The sequence below is a fragment of the Ensifer sp. 38_S197 genome, assembly GCF_056924495.1.
Window position 1 is genome coordinate 795,586 of the sequence record NZ_JBXOVZ010000002.1, and the last position, 17,155, is coordinate 812,740.

Below are 17,155 nucleotides of genomic sequence, written 5' to 3' on the forward strand. Positions count from 1 at the left end.
CAGTGGTAGACTCCACGGCCCGCGACACCGGCGCGGACGGACAAAAGGACTATATCCATGGCTCAGCAACTGCTTATGCCCAAGGCAACAGCCGTCTGGCTCGTTGACAATACCGCGCTGTCCTTCGACCAGATCGCGCAGTTTTGCAAGCTGCACCCGCTTGAAGTAAAGGCGATCGCCGACGGTGAATCCGCGCAGGGCATCAAGGGCCTCGACCCGATTGCCACCGGTCAGCTTTCGCGTGACGAGATCGCGCGCGCAGAAGGAAACCCCAACCACAAGCTGAAGCTTTCGGAGCCGAAGGTCCGCGTTCCCGATTCCAAGCGCAAGGGTCCGCGCTACACGCCGGTCTCCAAGCGCCAGGATCGCCCCAACGCCATTCTCTGGCTCGTACGCAACCATCCCGAGTTGAAGGACGCGCAGATTTCGCGCCTCGTCGGCACGACCAAGTCGACGATCGAGCAGATCCGCGAACGCACCCACTGGAACTCCGCCAACCTGACGCCGATGGATCCGGTGACTCTCGGCCTGTGCTCGCAGATCGACCTCGACATGGAAGTCGAACGCGCCTCCAAGGGTCGTCCGCTGCCGACGGCTGCCGAACTCGGCCAGACGCTGGAATCGGCTCAGGAAACCGAAAAGCTCGGCTTCAGCTACGAGCGCGAAGAGGAGAAGGAAATCGATGCCGATGCCGTCTTCGCCAAGCTCAAGTCGCTGAAGTCGGACCGCAAGGACGAGGACGACGACGATCAGTACTGATCGCCGTCCAGTTCGATCAAAAAAGCCCGGATCGTCGATCCGGGCTTTTTTGTTGGCCTGTGCTCAAGAAAGTGTTCAGTAAGCCGAACCGGATGGATCGTTGAGGTTGTGGCGCTCGGTCCCCTTAAGCGGCGGATTGAAGATGCTGACGAGGATCAGATCCTCGTCCTTGCCGCCGCGCAGATAGTGCTTGTCGTGCTGGTCCAGCACGTAGATGTCGCCCTTGTTGATCGGAAAGATCTTGCCCTGCATGTCCTCGACCTCACCGTGGCCGGCGATGCAGTAACACGCCTCCAGATGGTTGCGGTACTCGAGCAGCGATACGGTGCCAGCACGCACGACCGTGTGGCATACGGTGAAACCCATGCCATCCTTCTCGGTAAGCAAGCGGTGGCTGGTGCCGCTGCCCCATTCGACGAAATGATTGGTTGCTTCGACCTGCTGCAGGCTACGCACGAACATGGGTCTCTCCATCTGTAAAGATTTCTAATGTTTCCGGGCAAGCTTCCCGCTTATTCCCGCGATGAAGCCAGTATCCGTTGACATCGGCAGCCGATCAAACGACGATTCCTCACGGAATAGATGAGGAAATCTTACAGATGACACTGCCGCCACTTAGCATGCTGCGCGCCTTCGAAGCCGCGGCGCGTTTGGCAAGTTTCTCCCGCGCAGCGGACGAACTGCACGTGACGCATGCGGCCGTCAGCCATCAGATCCGCCTGCTGGAGGAATGGTTCGGCCGGCCGCTCTTCGTGCGGGAGAAGCGTGGTGTGCGGCTGGCGGCGGAAGCCGAGAGCCTCGCAGCAACGCTGACATCGGCATTCGAGCGCATCACCGCGGAAACGGAGTTGCTGCGGCTGAATGCCAAGGCGCAAGTGAGCGTCGCCTGTATTCCGTCGATCGCCACGCGCTGGCTGATACCGGCACTCGGAGCGTTTCTCCGCGATCACCCGGAAGTCGACGTCAAGGTCGTCTACGCCATGGCCGAGCAGCAATTGCGCGAAACCGGCTGCGACATCCTCATTACCCTCGGCTCCGATACAAGCTTAGGGACGCGCTCAGACCGGCTGTTTTCACGAATCAACCGGCCGGTTGCCAGCCCACGCTACATCGAACGGAAAGGGGAGTTGAAGACCGCGCAGGCGATCGCTTCCGCCGATCTGCTGCATGACGAGACAATCTCGCGCTGGCGCGATTGGTTCGCCAAAGCAGAGGTGACGGCGGGGCAAACCTTGCGGGGTCCGATCTTCCAGGACTTCAACCTGCTCGCGACGGCCGTCGTCGCCGGCCATGGCGTGGCACTTTGCCCAGTCGAAGTGTTCCGGCGCGAAATCGAGAGCGGCGATCTCGTGATCCTCTCCGATATCGCCACGCTCGAAAACGAAAGCTATTTTCTCATCACCAAGACCACGCGCTCAAAGGCGGTGTCGGCCTTCAGCGACTGGTTCGCGATGGTTGCCAGGTCTTGATGCGGGCACCACGGCTCTCGCATCATAAGCCGGCTCAGAAAGCCTCTAGATACCGATTCCCCGGCCATGCAAGGCCACGGTAATCTCGTCGAGGATAAGCGGATCGTCGATCGTCGCCGGCATTTTCCAGGGTTGCCGATCGGCGATCTTCTGGATCGTTGACCGCAGGATCTTGCCCGAGCGCGTCTTCGGCAGCCGCTTGACGCAGATCGCCATCCGGAACGCCGCCACCGGCCCGATACGCTCGCGCACGAGGCTGATCACCTCGCGCTCGATCTCCGACGTTTCACGGGAAACATTGGAGTTGATCACCAGAAAGCCGGCCGGCACCTGGCCTTTCAGATCGTCGGCGATGCCGATGACGGCGCATTCGGCGACATCGGGATGGCTGGCGCAGACTTCCTCCATCGCCCCGGTCGAGAGGCGGTGACCGGCAACATTGATGATGTCGTCGGTGCGCGCCATGATGAAGATGTAACCGTCTTCGTCGAGATAACCGGCATCAGCGGTCTTGTAGTAGCCGGGGAACTCATCGAGATAGGCCGAGCGGAAGCGATGGTCGGCATTCCAGAGCGTCGGCAGGCAGCCGGGCGGCAGCGGCAATTTCACGACGACATTGCCGAGTGTCCCCGGGCCGACCGGATGCCCGGCATCGTCGAGGATCTGGACATCATATCCCGGCAGCGGAACGGACGGCGAACCGTATTTGACCGGCAACAGGCCGAGGCCCATGGGGTTGCCGGCCACGGGCCAGCCGGTCTCCGTCTGCCACCAGTGATCGATGACGGGCACGCCAAGCGCCTTCTCGGCCCAGCGGATCGTATCAGGGTCCGCCCGCTCTCCGGCAAGGAACAGCGCACGGAACCGCGACAGGTCGTAGCGACCGACATGGGAAGCGTCGGGATCCTCCTTACGGATCGCCCGCAGCGCCGTCGGCGCCGTGAACATCACCACGACGCCGTGTTCGGCAATAATCCGCCAATAGGTTCCGGGATCGGGTGTTCCGACCGGTTTGCCTTCGAACAGGATCGAGGTGCTGCCATTCAGGAGCGGCCCATAGACGATATAGGAGTGGCCGACGACCCAGCCGATATCGGAGGCGGCCCAGAACACTTCGCCCGGCTGCACGCCGAAGAAATTCTCCATCGACCATTTGAGCGCGACCATATGGCCGCCATTGTCGCGCACCACGCCCTTGGGCTGGCCGGTCGTGCCTGAGGTGTAAAGCACATAGAGCGGATCGGTGGAGGCGACGGGTGTGTATTCGACCTCTTCGCCCGCCTGCTTCGCCGCGGCCAGCGCCGCAGCGAAGTCGATGTCGCGTCCCTCCGTCATGGCGGCTTCCGCCATTTCGCGCTGGAAGACGAGGCAATGCACCGGCTTGTGGGTGGCGATCTCCAGCGCCGCATCGAGCAGCGGCTTGTAGGCGACGGTCCGGCCGGGTTCGATGCCGCAGCTTGCGGAGACCACGAGCTTCGCCTGGCAATCGTCGATGCGCACCGCCAGTTCGTTGGCGGCAAAACCGCCGAAGACCACGGAATGGACGGCGCCGATCCGGGCGGCAGCAAGCATGGCAACCGCCGCCTGCGGGATCATCGGCATGTAGATGATGATACGGTCGCCCTTGCCAACACCGAGCTTCCGATAGACGGCGGCCAGCGCCTTCACGTCGGCGAGCAGTGCCGCATAGGAAATGCGCTCGACCCGACCGGTGACCGGGCTATCATAGATGAAGGCAATCTGCTCTCCGCGCCCTGCTTCGACATGACGGTCGAGACAGTTGTAGCAGGTATTCGTCAGGCCATCGGCATACCAGTGCCCGTAGGTGCCACGCTCGGCATCAAAGGTCCGCTGCGGACGTTTGAACCAATCGATGGCGTCGGCGGCACCAGACCAGAAACCCTGCGGATCCGCCTTCCAGGCGGCGTACACTTCGGAATAGCGACTCGCCATTTCCGTTCCTCCCTATGCATGTTGCCGGACATGTCCGGCCTCCTCGTGCACAAGGATAGGCTAATGAGTGGGCAGGGGAACCCCGACGAAAGCGGTATGCGTCGCGCTCGAGCAATTCCAGCGACAGCGTGAAGGGGTTTGGCGTTCGGAATTGTGCAAAAACAACGAGATGGAACGTTCAACGCGCTGTCGTCAGCGCGCGCCGAAAATGGCCGAACCGACGCGAACGCTGGTGGCGCCGAACTGGATGGCCGTCTCGAAATCGCCGGACATGCCCATCGACAGCTTGTCGAGCTTGCAGGCGGCGGCGAGCTTCGCAAGCAGCGCAAAATGCGGGCCGGGGTTTTCCTCGACCGGCGGAATGCACATCAGCCCCTCGATCTGAAGACCAAGCTCGCGGCGGCAGAGATCGACGAAAGCGACCGTCTCTTCCGGTGCGATGCCGGCTTTCTGCGGCTCGAGCCCGGTGTTGACTTGAATGTAGAACCTGAGGTTCCGGCCCTGCTTCTGCGTCTCTGAAGCAAGCGCGCGGGCAATCTTCTCGCGATCGACGGTCTCGATGACGTCGAACAGGGCCACGGCCTCGGCCGCCTTGTTCGATTGCAGCGGGCCGATCAGGTGGAGTTCGAGGTCGGATGTCTCCGCCTTCAGCTCCGGCCACTTGCCCTGCGCTTCCTGCACCCGGTTTTCGCCAAAGACCCGCTGGCCCGCCGCGATCACCGGCCGGACGGCGTCGGCGTCGAAGGTCTTGGAAACCGCGACCAGCGTAACGGCGCCCTTGGCGCGATCGGCAGTCTTCTCCGCGACCCGAATCCGGCTCACGACTTCCTGCAACCGCTCTTGGACTTCCATCGACCTGTTCTCCGACAAGGAACTATCAAACCACTGACCAAGCGGCTTAGGCAAACTTGGCCGACTTGCCAAGGCCAGGGGCACACCGGCAGGCTCAAATCCGCCAAAGTGTCGCGGCAAACCCTTCAAAAACTTGACCGTCAGGCGGTTTCGTGGTGAAGGTCACCCCAACTATCATGAGGCGCGCGCCGATGCGCCGCAGAACTTCCGGAACATCGAAAAGACATGTCTAGCGAACGATACAATCCGCGTGATGCCGAGCCCCGTTGGCAGCAGGAATGGGAAAAGAACGCGGTCTTCCAGACCGAGAACGACGATCCGCGCGAGAAGTACTACGTGCTCGAGATGTTCCCCTATCCGTCGGGCCGCATTCATATGGGCCACGTGCGCAACTACACCATGGGGGACGTGGTGGCGCGCTACAAGCGTGCCCGCGGCTTCAACGTGCTGCATCCGATGGGCTGGGACGCCTTCGGCATGCCGGCCGAAAACGCCGCCATGGAACGTGGGGTGCATCCGGCGACCTGGACCTACCAGAACATCGCCTCGATGAAGGCGCAGCTCAAGGTCATGGGCCTGTCGCTCGATTGGAACCGCGAATTTGCGACCTGCGACCCCGCCTACTACCAGCGCCAGCAGCACCTGTTCCTGGACTTCCTGGAGAAAGGCCTCGTCTACCGCAAGCAGTCGAAGGTCAACTGGGACCCGGTCGACAACACCGTGCTTGCCAACGAGCAGGTGATCGACGGCCGCGGCTGGCGGTCGGGCGCACTGGTCGAACAGCGCGAACTGACGCAATGGTTCTTCCGCATCACCGACTTCAGCCAGGAACTGCTCGACGCGCTGGACACGCTGGATCAGTGGCCGGAGAAGGTGCGCCTGATGCAGAAGAACTGGATCGGCCGTTCAGAAGGCCTGTCGCTGCGTTGGGAACTCGTAAACGGTACCGCTGGTGACGCGACCGAGCTCACCGTCTACACCACTCGACCGGATACGCTCTTCGGCGCCTCCTTCCTGGCGATCGCAGCCGACCATCCGCTGGCCAGGCAGGTGGCAGCCACCAATCCGGAGGTCGAGGCATTCTGCGAGGAATGCCGCCGCGCCGGCACGTCGCTTGCCGCGCTGGAAACGGCAGAAAAGAAGGGCATCGATACCGGCATTCGCGCCAAGCACCCGCTCGATCCGAGCTGGGAGCTGCCGGTCTACGTCGCCAACTTCGTGCTGATGGACTACGGCACGGGCGCCATCTTCGGCTGCCCCTCCGGCGACCAGCGCGACCTCGATTTCGCCCGCAAATACGGCCTGCCGGTCGTCCCTGTCGTCATGCCGAAGGACGGCGATGCCGCGACCTTTGCGATCGGCGACGAGGCCTATATCGGCGACGGCGTAATGATCAACTCGCGCTTCCTTGACGGCCTGTCGACGGAAGAAGCCTTCGAGACGGTCGCTTCGAAGCTGGAAAAGGAAACGTTCAGCGGTACGCCGCGCGCCGAGCGCAAGGTGAACTTCCGCCTGCGCGACTGGGGCATTTCGCGCCAGCGCTATTGGGGCTGCCCGATCCCGGTCATCCATTGCGACGACTGTGGCGTCGTGCCGGTTCCGAAAGCCGATCTGCCTGTCGTGCTGCCGCCGGACGTCACCTTCGACAAGCCGGGCAATCCGCTCGACCGTCACCCGACCTGGCGCCACGTCGCCTGCCCGCACTGCGGCAAGGATGCCCGGCGCGAGACGGACACGATGGACACTTTCGTCGACTCGTCCTGGTATTTCACGCGCTTCACCGCACCCTGGGAAGACAATCCGACCGACCCAAAGGCCGCCAACCACTGGCTGCCGGTCGATCAATATATCGGCGGCATCGAACACGCGATCCTTCACCTGCTCTATTCGCGCTTCTTCACCCGCGCGATGAAGGCAACCGGCCATGTCGCCATCGATGAGCCGTTCAAGGGTCTGTTCACCCAGGGCATGGTCGTGCACGAAACCTATAGCCGCGGCGAGGGCGCCCAGCGCGAATGGGTTACGCCGGCTGAGATCCGCATCGAAGAGATCGACGGACGCCGCCGCGCCGTGCTTCTGGAGACCGGCGAGGAAATTGCCATCGGCTCGATCGAGAAGATGTCGAAGTCGAAGAAGAACGTCGTCGATCCCGACGACATCATCGCTTCCTACGGCGCCGATACAGCCCGCTTCTTCGTTCTCTCCGATTCGCCCCCGGATCGGGACGTCATCTGGTCGGAAGCCGGTGTCGAGGGATCGCATCGCTTCGTCCAGCGCGTGTGGCGCCTGATAAGCGAGGCGGCCGAAAAGCTGCGCGTGATCGACGCCGCACCGGCGTCTGAAGGCGAAGCGCTTGCCGTTTCGCAGGCCGCTCACAAGACGCTGCGCGCCGTCGAGGCGGATTATGACAAGCTTGCCTTCAACAAAGCCGTGGCGCGTATCTATGAACTGGTGAACACGCTTGCCGCGCCGCTGACCCAGGTCGCCGCCGGCAAGGCGGATGCGGCACTCGCCGGCGCCGTAAAGGACGCCACGACGATCCTGATCAACCTGATCGCGCCAATGACGCCGCACCTTGCCGAGGAATGCTGGCGCGAAGTCGGCGGCGAGGGGCTGATTGCGGAACGCGGCTGGCCGGCTTTCAGCCCGGCGCTGGTCGTCGAGAACGAAATCACCCTTCCGGTGCAGATCAACGGCAAGAAGCGCGCCGATTTGACAATCGCCCGCGATGCGGATCAGAGTGCGATCGAAAGCGCCGTCCTGGCGCTTGACGCCGTCAAGACTGCGCTCAACGGCAGCAGCCCCAAGAAAATCATCGTCGTGCCCCAGAGGATCGTCAATGTCGTTGTCTGATAGAGCTGGCTCCCGCATCCGGTCGATCCCGATGCTGGCAGGTGTTCTTTTGCTGACCGCGCTCGCCGGCTGCCAGGTCAGACCGCTTTATTCCGATCCTGTCGGCACGTCGACGGCATTGGCGGCCATCGAGATCTCCGATGCCGACGACCGCGTGGAACAGGAAGTTCGCAACGCCCTGATCTTCCTTGTGGCGGGCGGGCAGGGCGAACCGGTAAACCCGCAGTATCACCTGGCACTTGAGGTCACGACCCGCGCCATGGGCGTGCTTTATGACCAAGACAAGGACCGAGTGGACCGGGCCAGCGCAGGACGCATCGTTGTCAAGGCGGACTACAACCTGACGAAGATCGGCACGGGCGAGACAATCAAGTCCGGCAATCGTACGGCGGTCGCGCTCGTCGACTTCCCGGTCCAGGAATTTGCCAAGTTGCGCGCCGTCCGCGACGGCGAAAACCGCGCAGCAAAGGAACTGGCCGAGCTGATCCGGGCTGATATCGCCGCGGCCCTCAGCCGCTAGTCGGTGTCGGGATGAGCGAAGTCAAGTCGCACGAATTCGACTCCTTCCTCCAGAAGTCCGCCGGGGTCTACCGGCTGTTCATTCTCTACGGGCCCGATCGCGGGCTCGTCTCAGAGCGTGCGTCCGCGCTCGCCGCGCGTTGCGGCGTGCCGCTGGATGATCCCTTCTCCGTCCTGAAACTCGATGTCAGCGAACTGACGCAATCGCCGGGCCGGCTGCTCGATGAGGTCAATTCCATCGGCCTCTTCGGTGGCGACAAGCTCATCTGGGTGCGGGGTGCGGCCAACGAGAAATCGCTCGTCGACGCGATGCAGCTTCTGGCCGCCGAACCGCCGTCCGGAAGCTACGTGATCGTCGAGGCCGGTGACCTGAAGAAGGGTGCCGCACTCCGCAAGATCGGCGAAACGGCCCGCTCTGTCGCCTGCATCGCCTGTTACAGCGACGACATTCGTGGCCTCCAGGCCTTGATCGACAAGGAACTCGGCGACGAGAAACTGGGAATCACGCCGGCTGCCCGTGCGCGCCTGCTGGAGGCACTTGGCGGCGATCGCCTGGCGTCACGCAACGAACTGCGCAAGCTCGCCCTCTATTGCCGCGGCAAGACGGCTGTCGACGAAGAGGACGTCCTCGACATCGTCGGCGACGCCAGCGCCATTTCCGTTGACGATGCGGTCGACGCCGTGCTGAAGGGCGATCTCGACGGTCTGCTGCACGCGATGCAGAAGATCACCACGTCGAAAACACCGGCGTTTCTGGTGCTGCAGGCCTGCCTAAGACAGTTCCAGCAGCTCGACGTGATGCGTGCGGAAATGGATGCCAGTCGCCAGCAGGCAGGGCAGGTGATCGCCACGCTCGGCCGCGGCCTGCATTTCCGGCGCAAGCCGATCGTCGAAGCCGCCTTGAAGCAATGGACGGCGCCGGCGATACGCCGTGAACTCAATCGTCTTCAGACGACGATCTTTCAAAGCCGCAGCCGCGCCAGCCTGGAAGAAAGCCTGGTCTTACAGAATCTCATGGCGATCGCCGTGCAATCCGCACGGCGTTGAAGCGGGTGACGCAAAGGGAACTGAGCCCTGACGCAGTCGCTCGGTTCCATCACTTCCTAACCGGCAAATATGCCCCGCATGGATGCCTCCGCGTCCCCACGCGTCTCCACGAAGCCAAGTAAGACAGAAAGATTAAGTGAATCAATAGATTAAGGCGCGCTTTGCGTACAAGGCGCGCCTTTCGGTCGTTCTGAAAATGCCGCTTGTCTCACCGGCGCTCAAGCAGGCGGCAAATTTCCTCGAGCTGGTCGAGCGTCTTATAGGCGATGCGGAGATGGCCGCCAGACGCCTTGTGGTTGACGGTGACCTCGAGGCCAAGGCTATCCGACAGGGTGCGTTCCAACGCCAGCGTATCCGCATCCTTTTCGTCGCGACGCGCTGTCTTGCCGAAATTCGGATCGTTCTGCGCGCGGATATCGTTTTGAGCCATGCGCTCGGCATCACGCACCGAAAGCCCCTTGGCGACGATCGTCCGGGCCAGCGTCGCCGGATCCGACGTGGGAATGAGCGCGCGCGCATGACCCGCGGAAAGCGTACCCTCAGACAGCATGTCGCGTACCGGTTCCGGCAGTTTCAGCAGCCGCAGGCTGTTGGCGACGTGACTGCGGCTCTTGCCGATGATTTCGCCGAGATCGTTCTGCGTATAACCGTGCTCGGCAATCAATTGCTCATAGCCAAGCGCCTCATCAAGCGGGTTGAGATCCGAGCGCTGAACGTTTTCGACGATGGCGATCTCCAGCGCCGTCCGATCATCGACGTCGCGAATGATTACCGGGATTTCGGTGAATCCGGCTAACTGTGCGGCCCGCCAGCGGCGTTCGCCGGCGATGATTTCATATCGGTCGACACCAACGGTGCGGGCGACAACGGGCTGAACGATGCCGTGCTGGCGAATCGAATTGGCGAGATCCTGGAGTTCGGCCTCATCGAATTGACGGCGCGGGTTGCGCGGGTTGCGCGCCACGAACTCAATCGGGACCCGCCGATCCGGGTTGACCGGGGCAGGGGCTGCGGCGCCGCTCTGCAGCGGCTGATCCATCTCACCGATCAACGCCGCCAGTCCGCGACCAAGCCGTCTCTTCGAGCTATCGTCGTTCATATTGTCACCCGATTTAAATTACGCTACCGAAATGATTATGCCGCCTTGCGCTGGCGCTCGCGCTGAATCACTTCCGATGCCAACTGCAGATAGGCTTGGCTTCCGGCACATTTCAGATCGTAGAGGATCGCAGGCTTGCCGTAGGATGGCGCCTCCGAAACGCGAACATTGCGCGGGATGAGCGTGTGATAGACCTTGTCGCCAAGATGGGTCCTGACATCGCTGACCACCTGCTGGGCGAGGTTGTTGCGCGAGTCGAACATCGTCAGCACGATGCCCTGGATATCCAATGACGGGTTTACGGATCGGCGAACCTGGTCCACTGTTTCCAGCAATTGGCTGAGACCTTCCAATGCGAAGAATTCGCACTGCAACGGCACCAGCACGGAGTGCGCGGCCGCCATGGCATTCATCGTCAGCAGATTGAACGACGGCGGGCAATCGACGAGCACATAGGAATATTCCATCGCCGCCGGGCTAACCAAAGCTTTGCGCAACCGGAAAACCCGATCCGCCTGCTGCGAGATTTCCATCTCGACACCGAGAAGATCCATCGTCGAAGGCACGATCGAGAGGTTCGGGACGGCGGTTTGCTGCGCAATCTCGCCGATCCCATGGGATCCCATCATCAGCTCGTAGGACGAGAGGTTTCGATCCCGCCGCTGAATACCCAAACCGGTGCTGGCATTGCCCTGCGGATCCAGATCGACGATGAGGACGCGCTCGCCGATCGCCGCCAAAGCGGTAGCCAGATTGATGGCGGTCGTCGTTTTACCGACTCCCCCCTTCTGATTTGCGATTGTGATGATCCGATTTCTTGCGCCAAACATATTTCCGCTCGCCGATCACTGAACCTTGCGTGACAGATTTGCGATCTCGAGCACAACAGAATCCGGCTCGACGACGCTTGGATGTTTTACCAGATCGAATTGATAGCGGCCAACGGCTTTGTCAATTTCACGCTGGTAATCCCGCCCTTTGTGGAAGTAGGCGACCGTTTTGCGCTCATCGGCCAGCAACCACGGCGCCGAATAGTCGAGCAACAGCGTCAAATCGGCCAATGCGCGTGCCGAAACTGCGTCGGCTTGCGGAATCACCTTTCCAGCTTCTTCGATCCGAATCGGATGAACGGAGCCACGTGCGCCCGTTTCGGCCAAAGCGACTCGCAAAAATGCGGCCTTCTTGTTGTTGCTTTCGACGAGATGCACCCAGCCGTCAGCGAACTCCGAGAGATAGATCGCCGTAATGACACCCGGAAAGCCGCCACCGCTGCCGAGATCGACCCAAGTCTTTGGCTCGGGCGACAGTTGCGCAAGCTGCAGGCTGTCAACGATATGACGGCGCCACAGATCCTCGATCGTTGAGGGCGCCACGAGATTGATCGACTTCGCCCATTTCTGAAAGAGGCGGGCAAAATGCTCCAGGCGTTCATTCGTTTCACGTGAAACACGCAGTCCGTTCAACACATCGACGGGAGTCGTTTTCATTGTGCACTTGCCTTTTCTTCGCGTTCTACGGTTCCGTTCTGGCGCTTCAACCAGGCAAGAATCAGCGACGCCGCGGCCGGCGTCATGCCGTCGACCTTCATCACCTGCGCCAGATTTCGCGGTGCCTGCTGCTTCAGCTTCTGCTTCAGCTCATTGGACAAACCCGACAATTTGTCGAAGTCAAAGCCGTCGGGAATGACCAGATTTTCCTCCCGACGAATGCCGGCTATGTCCGCCGCTTGGCGGTCCATATAGACGGCATAGGCAGCATCGATCTCCAGCGCCTCGACTACCCGCGAGCCAATCGACGACAGCTCCGGCCAGATCGGCAGCAGGGCAGCGATCGACTGCTCCGGATAGGAGAGGATCTCAAAGGCAGTGCGCCGCTGGCCATCCTGGTTCAGCTTGAGGCCATGGCGATTGCCTTCCGCCGGTGTCACCGAAAGGCTCTTCAACAGCTCCCGGCCGTCATCGAACTGAGCGCGCCAGTCGACAAACCGATCACGGCGCGCGTCGGAGATGCAGCCGAGCTCCATCGCCAACGGTGTCAGACGCGCATCGGCATTGTCGGCGCGGAGCGACAAGCGGTACTCCGCGCGAGACGTGAACATGCGATAGGGTTCAGTGATGCCGCGCGACGTCAGGTCGTCGATCATGACGCCGATATAGGAATTGGTGCGGCTGAAGATCACCTCTGGCCGTCCGGTCGCAAGCAAAGCAGCATTCAAACCGGCGACCAATCCTTGCGCGCCAGCTTCCTCGTAGCCGGTCGTTCCGTTGATCTGCCCCGCCAGAAACAGACCAGGCATCTTGCGCACCGCCAGTGTCGCATTCAATTCACGCGGATCTACATGGTCATACTCAATGGCATAGCCGGGCTGCAGGATCGTCACATTCTCCAACCCGGGAACCGTTCGAATGAACGCCTCTTGGATATCGGCAGGCAGCGACGTCGAAATCCCGTTCGGATAGATGGTGTCATCGTCGAGGCCCTCCGGCTCCAGGAAGATCTGATGACCGTCACGCTCGCCAAAGCGAACGATCTTGTCTTCGATCGACGGGCAATAACGCGGACCGACACCTTCGATTTGACCCGAATACATGGCCGACTTGCCGATATTGTCGGCGATGATCTTGTGCGTCGCCTCCGTCGTGCGCGTCACACCGCAATCAATCTGGCGGTTAACTATGTAGTCGGTCATAAAGGAGAAGGGCACAGGATCCTCGTCCGGCCCCTGCCTCCCGACACGACCCCAGTCGATCGTGCGTCCATCGAGGCGTGCCGGCGTGCCGGTCTTCAAACGACCGAGCTTCAGACCATAGCGCAGCAGAGTCCCGGAAAGACCAACCGATGGTTCTTCGCCAACGCGGCCGGCCGGGATCTTTTGATCGCCAATGTGGATCAGACCCTTCAGGAAAGTGCCAGTCGTCAAGACCACGGACTTTGATACAAACGAGCGCCCGTCCTTCATCACGACGCCGCTGACTTTTCCGTCGGCCTCGACGAGGTCGAACGCATCGCCCTCGATAACCGTGAGGTTGGCGATGGCGGCGATCTCGCGTTGCATGGCTTCGCGATAGAGGCGCCGGTCGGCCTGGGTGCGCGGACCTCGAACAGCGGGGCCCTTGCGCCGGTTGAGGAGGCGAAACTGAATGCCGCCAGCGTCGGCGACGCGGCCCATCAGGCCATCCATCGCGTCGATCTCTCGCACCAGATGACCCTTGCCCAATCCACCGATCGCCGGGTTGCAGGACATTACGCCGATGGTCGACGCCTTGTGGGTAATCAATGCAGTATTGGCGCCGAGACGCGCAGCCGCTGCTGCCGCCTCGCAGCCCGCGTGGCCGCCGCCAATGACGATGACGTCATACTGGATCATTGTTCATATCTCCAAGCCAGCAGCGCTTCGCGCCGGCACGAATCGTTTCACGTGAAACACAACGAAGGACTCGCAAACGTTGCATCGTTGTTTCCACAGACTATTTTCCGATACAGAATTCGGAAAATATCACATCCAAAAGGTTCTCGACATCCACCCGGCCGGTAATTCGCCCGATGGCATCCCCTGCAAGACGAAGCTGTTCAGCTCGGATGTCGAGACCATAATGCTCCCCCGCCAAGCTCGCTTCGATCGCCCGCAGCGCTTGCCGCAGGCTATCGACATGGCGGCGCCGCGACGGCAAAGCGAGTGCGGTCCGGCCGCTGAGGTCGGGTAGATGTCTGGCGATCGCATCCAATAGGCGATCCATGCCTTCACCCGTCCTGGTCGAGATGAAAACGTCGGCCGCATCGGGAGACCACCGCCGGTCCGGCTGATCGATCTTTGTTGCCACTCGCAAGACGGGCATGCCGTCAGCGGCAATTTCGGACAAAGACTCAAAACCGCCCACGGACTCCGACAGGAGGAGGATCAGATCCGCCCGCTCGATAACTTCTCGTGCGCGACGGATACCCTCTTGCTCGACGCGTTCGTCGGTTTCACGCAACCCCGCGGTGTCATAGAGTTTGACGGAGAATCCGGCTAATGAAAGGTCGACCGAGAGCACGTCGCGCGTGGTCCCGGCGATTTCCGTGACGATGGCAATATCCCGCTGCGCCAGTGCGTTGAGCAAACTCGACTTGCCGGCGTTCGGCTCACCGGCGATGACGATCTTCAACCCGTCGCGGATGATCTCGGCGAGCGGCGCATCAGCGATGTGGGCAGCGATCTCCTTTGCCAGCATCGACATGTCCTGCCAGATGCGGTCGCTCACCGAACCCGGCACATCGTCCTCGTCGGCAAAATCGAGTTCGGCCTCGATCATCGCCCGCGCATGCGTGAGGCGTTTCGCCCAGGCCGCGTACACCTTCGATTGCCCGCCGCCCGAATGTTCGATCGCCAGGCGGCGCTGCATTTCGGTCTCGGCAACGATCAGGTCGGCGAGGCCCTCGACTTCCACCAAGTCCAGCTTACCGTTCTGGAAGGCGCGCCGCGAAAACTCGCCCGCTTCGGCGTGCCGCAAGCTCTCGAACTGGGAGAGTTCTTCGAGCAGGGCGTTCACTGCAGCGCGGCCGCCATGGATCTGAAACTCGGCGCAATCCTCGCCGGTGAAGGAGGCAGGTCCGCGAAAATAGAGAACTAGGCCGCTATCGATCACAAGACCGTTGCGGGTCCGAATCGACTTGAGTGTCGCTGTCCGCGGCGGCGGCACGTCGCCGCACAATGCCTGTAGGACCGCCGCAGTGTGCTGGCCGCTGACACGCACAACCGCGACGCCAGCGGGCAGAGCCCCGCTGGAAAGCCCATATATCGTGTGCATCGCTGTCATTGGCTCACCTGAAATACCACGAGAGCAGCTATGCGCTTCGCTGGTCGAAACAATAGGGATCGTCGAAGTTCGGGACCGGATCGTTTGATTTCGCGGAGCAGGCTCACGCAGAATGAAAACTATATCTCAACGGGTGGGGGGAGCTTATGCCGAAACGGCGTTGAAATATCAAGGTGCTGCTACGCGCGAGTTGCATGGCATCGGCATGTTTCACGTGAATCAGCCGAAAGCAATCGCGGCATCGAGATCCAGATGATCCGGATTGTTGCGAAACCGAATCGATGTCTGATGTGAATCCGGCTAAGCTTTTTGGAATACAAAACCGGCCGAGTAGGTCGGCCGGTCTCTGATATCGGATATCGACCGCGTCTTACGTGTTCATCGAGTCGAAGAAGTCGCCGTTGTTCTTCGTCTGCTTGAGCTTGTCGATGAGGAATTCGATCGCGTCGGTCGTACCCATCGGCGCCAGAATGCGGCGGAGTACGAAGATCTTCTGCAGATCCTGGCGCGGCACCAGCAGGTCTTCCTTACGCGTACCGGACTTGAGGATGTCCATCGCCGGGAAGATGCGCTTGTCGGCCACCTTGCGGTCGAGCACGATTTCCGAGTTACCGGTACCCTTGAATTCTTCGAAGATGACTTCGTCCATGCGGCTGCCGGTATCGATGAGCGCAGTCGCGATGATCGTCAGCGAGCCGCCTTCTTCGATGTTACGGGCGGCACCGAAGAAGCGCTTCGGACGCTGCAGGGCATTGGCGTCGACACCGCCGGTCAGGACCTTGCCCGATGACGGAACAACCGTGTTGTAGGCGCGGCCGAGGCGGGTGATCGAGTCGAGCAGGATGACGACGTCGCGGCCATGTTCGACAAGGCGCTTCGCCTTTTCGATCACCATTTCGGCAACCTGGACGTGGCGGGTTGCCGGCTCGTCGAAGGTCGACGAAACGACTTCGCCCTTTACCGAGCGCTGCATGTCCGTCACTTCTTCCGGACGCTCGTCGATCAGGAGAACGATCAGATAGCATTCCGGATGGTTGGCGGTGATCGAATGGGCGATGTTCTGCAGGAGAACAGTCTTACCGGTGCGCGGCGGTGCGACGATCAGGCCACGCTGGCCTTTGCCAAGCGGCGCCACCAGGTCGATGACGCGGGCCGAGAGGTCCTTCGACGTCGGAACGTCGAGTTCCATCTTGAAGCGCTCGTTCGGATAGAGCGGCGTCAGGTTATCGAAGTGAACCTTGTGACGGATCTTTTCCGGATCGTCGAAATTGATGGTGTTGACTTTGAGCAGGGCGAAGTAGCGTTCGCCTTCCTTCGGTCCGCGGATCGGACCCTCGACCGTGTCGCCGGTCTTCAAGGAGAATCGGCGGATCTGGGAAGGCGAGATATAGATGTCGTCGGGACCGGGAAGGTAGTTTGCATTCGCGGAACGGAGAAAGCCGAACCCATCCTGCAGGACTTCAACGACGCCTTCACCGATGATTTCGATGTCCTGTGCGGCAAGCATCTTGAGGATCGCGAACATCAGCTCCTGCTTGCGCATCGTGCTGGCGTTTTCGACCTCGAGCTCCTCGGCAAAGGCGAGCAGATCGGTCGGCGTCTTGTTCTTGAGTTCTTGTAGCTTCATTTCAGCCATGAAGGATCCATGTTTGGTATGGGTAATGGAGAGATGGCGAGTATTCGTTGGGGAGCTGCGGCTGGAAGAGGCAGGCTCTTGTCTTTGTCACAAGCCATGAAGAGGAGATGGCAGAAAATAGCGATTCACGTGAAACCCCGCAAGGGGCTGTCGCAAATTAGAAACGACTATT

The 17,155-nt window shown here is 61.1% G+C and carries 14 protein-coding genes; 5 read left to right on the plus strand and 9 right to left on the minus strand.

The window, feature by feature from the left end; genetic code table 11:
* Positions 1–57 precede the first annotated feature (57 nt).
* Entirely contained in the window at positions 58–759 is a 702-nt protein-coding gene (locus tag AC1Z3V_RS16995) for a DUF1013 domain-containing protein (protein ID WP_483500556.1), read from the plus strand.
* A 75-nt stretch (positions 760–834) separates the two neighbouring features.
* Here the strand turns inward: AC1Z3V_RS16995 and AC1Z3V_RS17000 are convergent, their stop codons facing one another.
* On the minus strand, positions 835–1,221 hold the full coding sequence (locus tag AC1Z3V_RS17000; protein ID WP_429818851.1) for an ectoine synthase: 387 nt from the start codon (positions 1,219–1,221) through the stop codon (positions 835–837).
* Positions 1,222–1,358: 137 nt separating this feature from the next.
* Between AC1Z3V_RS17000 and AC1Z3V_RS17005 the strand changes: the two genes are divergently transcribed.
* Entirely contained in the window at positions 1,359–2,228 is an 870-nt protein-coding gene (locus AC1Z3V_RS17005) for a LysR substrate-binding domain-containing protein (protein WP_483500557.1), read from the plus strand.
* A gap of 45 nt (positions 2,229–2,273) precedes the next feature.
* Here AC1Z3V_RS17005 and AC1Z3V_RS17010 read toward each other — a convergent pair whose 3' ends face one another.
* Positions 2,274–4,181: a propionyl-CoA synthetase gene (locus tag AC1Z3V_RS17010; RefSeq protein ID WP_483500559.1), complete on the minus strand. Its 1,908-nt coding sequence runs from the start codon at positions 4,179–4,181 to the stop codon at positions 2,274–2,276.
* A 192-nt stretch (positions 4,182–4,373) separates the two neighbouring features.
* Positions 4,374–5,033 (minus strand): YggS family pyridoxal phosphate-dependent enzyme, encoded by a 660-nt coding sequence (locus tag AC1Z3V_RS17015; RefSeq protein WP_483500560.1) that lies wholly within the window; start codon positions 5,031–5,033, stop codon positions 4,374–4,376.
* A gap of 225 nt (positions 5,034–5,258) precedes the next feature.
* Here AC1Z3V_RS17015 and leuS point away from each other — a divergent pair, with 225 nt between their 5' ends.
* Genes leuS through holA form a run of 3 tightly spaced genes read left to right on the plus strand, consistent with a single transcriptional unit; the run spans position 5,259 to position 9,452 of the window.
* Positions 5,259–7,886 (plus strand): leucine--tRNA ligase, encoded by a 2,628-nt coding sequence (gene leuS / locus AC1Z3V_RS17020; protein ID WP_483500562.1) that lies wholly within the window; start codon positions 5,259–5,261, stop codon positions 7,884–7,886.
* Positions 7,873–8,406: an LPS assembly lipoprotein LptE gene (lptE, locus tag AC1Z3V_RS17025; RefSeq protein ID WP_483500564.1), complete on the plus strand. Its 534-nt coding sequence runs from the start codon at positions 7,873–7,875 to the stop codon at positions 8,404–8,406. Before leuS ends, lptE begins: the two co-directional genes overlap by 14 nt.
* A gap of 11 nt (positions 8,407–8,417) precedes the next feature.
* The gene (holA, locus tag AC1Z3V_RS17030; RefSeq protein WP_247959342.1) at positions 8,418–9,452 is read left to right on the plus strand and encodes a DNA polymerase III subunit delta; all 1,035 of its coding nucleotides are present in this window, start codon (positions 8,418–8,420) and stop codon (positions 9,450–9,452) included.
* A gap of 208 nt (positions 9,453–9,660) precedes the next feature.
* Here the strand turns inward: holA and AC1Z3V_RS17035 are convergent, their stop codons facing one another.
* The 6 genes from AC1Z3V_RS17035 to rho all read right to left on the minus strand — a co-directional run bounded on the left by AC1Z3V_RS17035 (position 9,661) and on the right by rho (position 16,983).
* Positions 9,661–10,551: a ParB/RepB/Spo0J family partition protein gene (locus AC1Z3V_RS17035; protein WP_483500566.1), complete on the minus strand. Its 891-nt coding sequence runs from the start codon at positions 10,549–10,551 to the stop codon at positions 9,661–9,663.
* Positions 10,552–10,586: 35 nt separating this feature from the next.
* Positions 10,587–11,381 carry a ParA family protein gene (locus tag AC1Z3V_RS17040; protein WP_429818834.1) on the minus strand — a complete coding sequence of 265 codons (795 nt, stop codon included), beginning with the start codon at positions 11,379–11,381 and terminating at the stop codon, positions 10,587–10,589.
* Between the two features lie 15 nt (positions 11,382–11,396).
* Positions 11,397–12,038 (minus strand): 16S rRNA (guanine(527)-N(7))-methyltransferase RsmG, encoded by a 642-nt coding sequence (gene rsmG, locus AC1Z3V_RS17045; RefSeq protein ID WP_483500568.1) that lies wholly within the window; start codon positions 12,036–12,038, stop codon positions 11,397–11,399.
* Positions 12,035–13,918 (minus strand): tRNA uridine-5-carboxymethylaminomethyl(34) synthesis enzyme MnmG, encoded by a 1,884-nt coding sequence (gene mnmG, locus AC1Z3V_RS17050; RefSeq protein ID WP_483500570.1) that lies wholly within the window; start codon positions 13,916–13,918, stop codon positions 12,035–12,037. Before mnmG ends, rsmG begins: the two co-directional genes overlap by 4 nt.
* Before the next feature lie 100 nt (positions 13,919–14,018).
* Complete coding sequence (gene mnmE / locus AC1Z3V_RS17055; RefSeq protein WP_483500572.1) at positions 14,019–15,347, minus strand: tRNA uridine-5-carboxymethylaminomethyl(34) synthesis GTPase MnmE; 1,329 nt, start codon at positions 15,345–15,347, stop codon at positions 14,019–14,021.
* 370 nt (positions 15,348–15,717) lie between these two features.
* Entirely contained in the window at positions 15,718–16,983 is a 1,266-nt protein-coding gene (gene rho / locus AC1Z3V_RS17060) for a transcription termination factor Rho (RefSeq protein WP_089044254.1), read from the minus strand.
* Between the last annotated feature and the right edge of the window lie 172 nt (positions 16,984–17,155).

Coding starts and splice junctions, on each gene's coding strand:
- AC1Z3V_RS16995 (WP_483500556.1), top strand. CDS start 58: ATGGCTCAGCAACTGCTTATGCCCAAGGCAACAGCCGTCTGGCTCGTT.
- AC1Z3V_RS17000 (WP_429818851.1), bottom strand. CDS start 1,221: ATGTTCGTGCGTAGCCTGCAGCAGGTCGAAGCAACCAATCATTTCGTC.
- AC1Z3V_RS17005 (WP_483500557.1), top strand. CDS start 1,359: ATGACACTGCCGCCACTTAGCATGCTGCGCGCCTTCGAAGCCGCGGCG.
- AC1Z3V_RS17010 (WP_483500559.1), bottom strand. CDS start 4,181: ATGGCGAGTCGCTATTCCGAAGTGTACGCCGCCTGGAAGGCGGATCCG.
- AC1Z3V_RS17015 (WP_483500560.1), bottom strand. CDS start 5,033: ATGGAAGTCCAAGAGCGGTTGCAGGAAGTCGTGAGCCGGATTCGGGTC.
- leuS (WP_483500562.1), top strand. CDS start 5,259: ATGTCTAGCGAACGATACAATCCGCGTGATGCCGAGCCCCGTTGGCAG.
- lptE (WP_483500564.1), top strand. CDS start 7,873: ATGTCGTTGTCTGATAGAGCTGGCTCCCGCATCCGGTCGATCCCGATG.
- holA (WP_247959342.1), top strand. CDS start 8,418: ATGAGCGAAGTCAAGTCGCACGAATTCGACTCCTTCCTCCAGAAGTCC.
- AC1Z3V_RS17035 (WP_483500566.1), bottom strand. CDS start 10,551: ATGAACGACGATAGCTCGAAGAGACGGCTTGGTCGCGGACTGGCGGCG.
- AC1Z3V_RS17040 (WP_429818834.1), bottom strand. CDS start 11,381: ATGTTTGGCGCAAGAAATCGGATCATCACAATCGCAAATCAGAAGGGG.
- rsmG (WP_483500568.1), bottom strand. CDS start 12,038: ATGAAAACGACTCCCGTCGATGTGTTGAACGGACTGCGTGTTTCACGT.
- mnmG (WP_483500570.1), bottom strand. CDS start 13,918: ATGATCCAGTATGACGTCATCGTCATTGGCGGCGGCCACGCGGGCTGC.
- mnmE (WP_483500572.1), bottom strand. CDS start 15,347: ATGACAGCGATGCACACGATATATGGGCTTTCCAGCGGGGCTCTGCCC.
- rho (WP_089044254.1), bottom strand. CDS start 16,983: ATGGCTGAAATGAAGCTACAAGAACTCAAGAACAAGACGCCGACCGAT.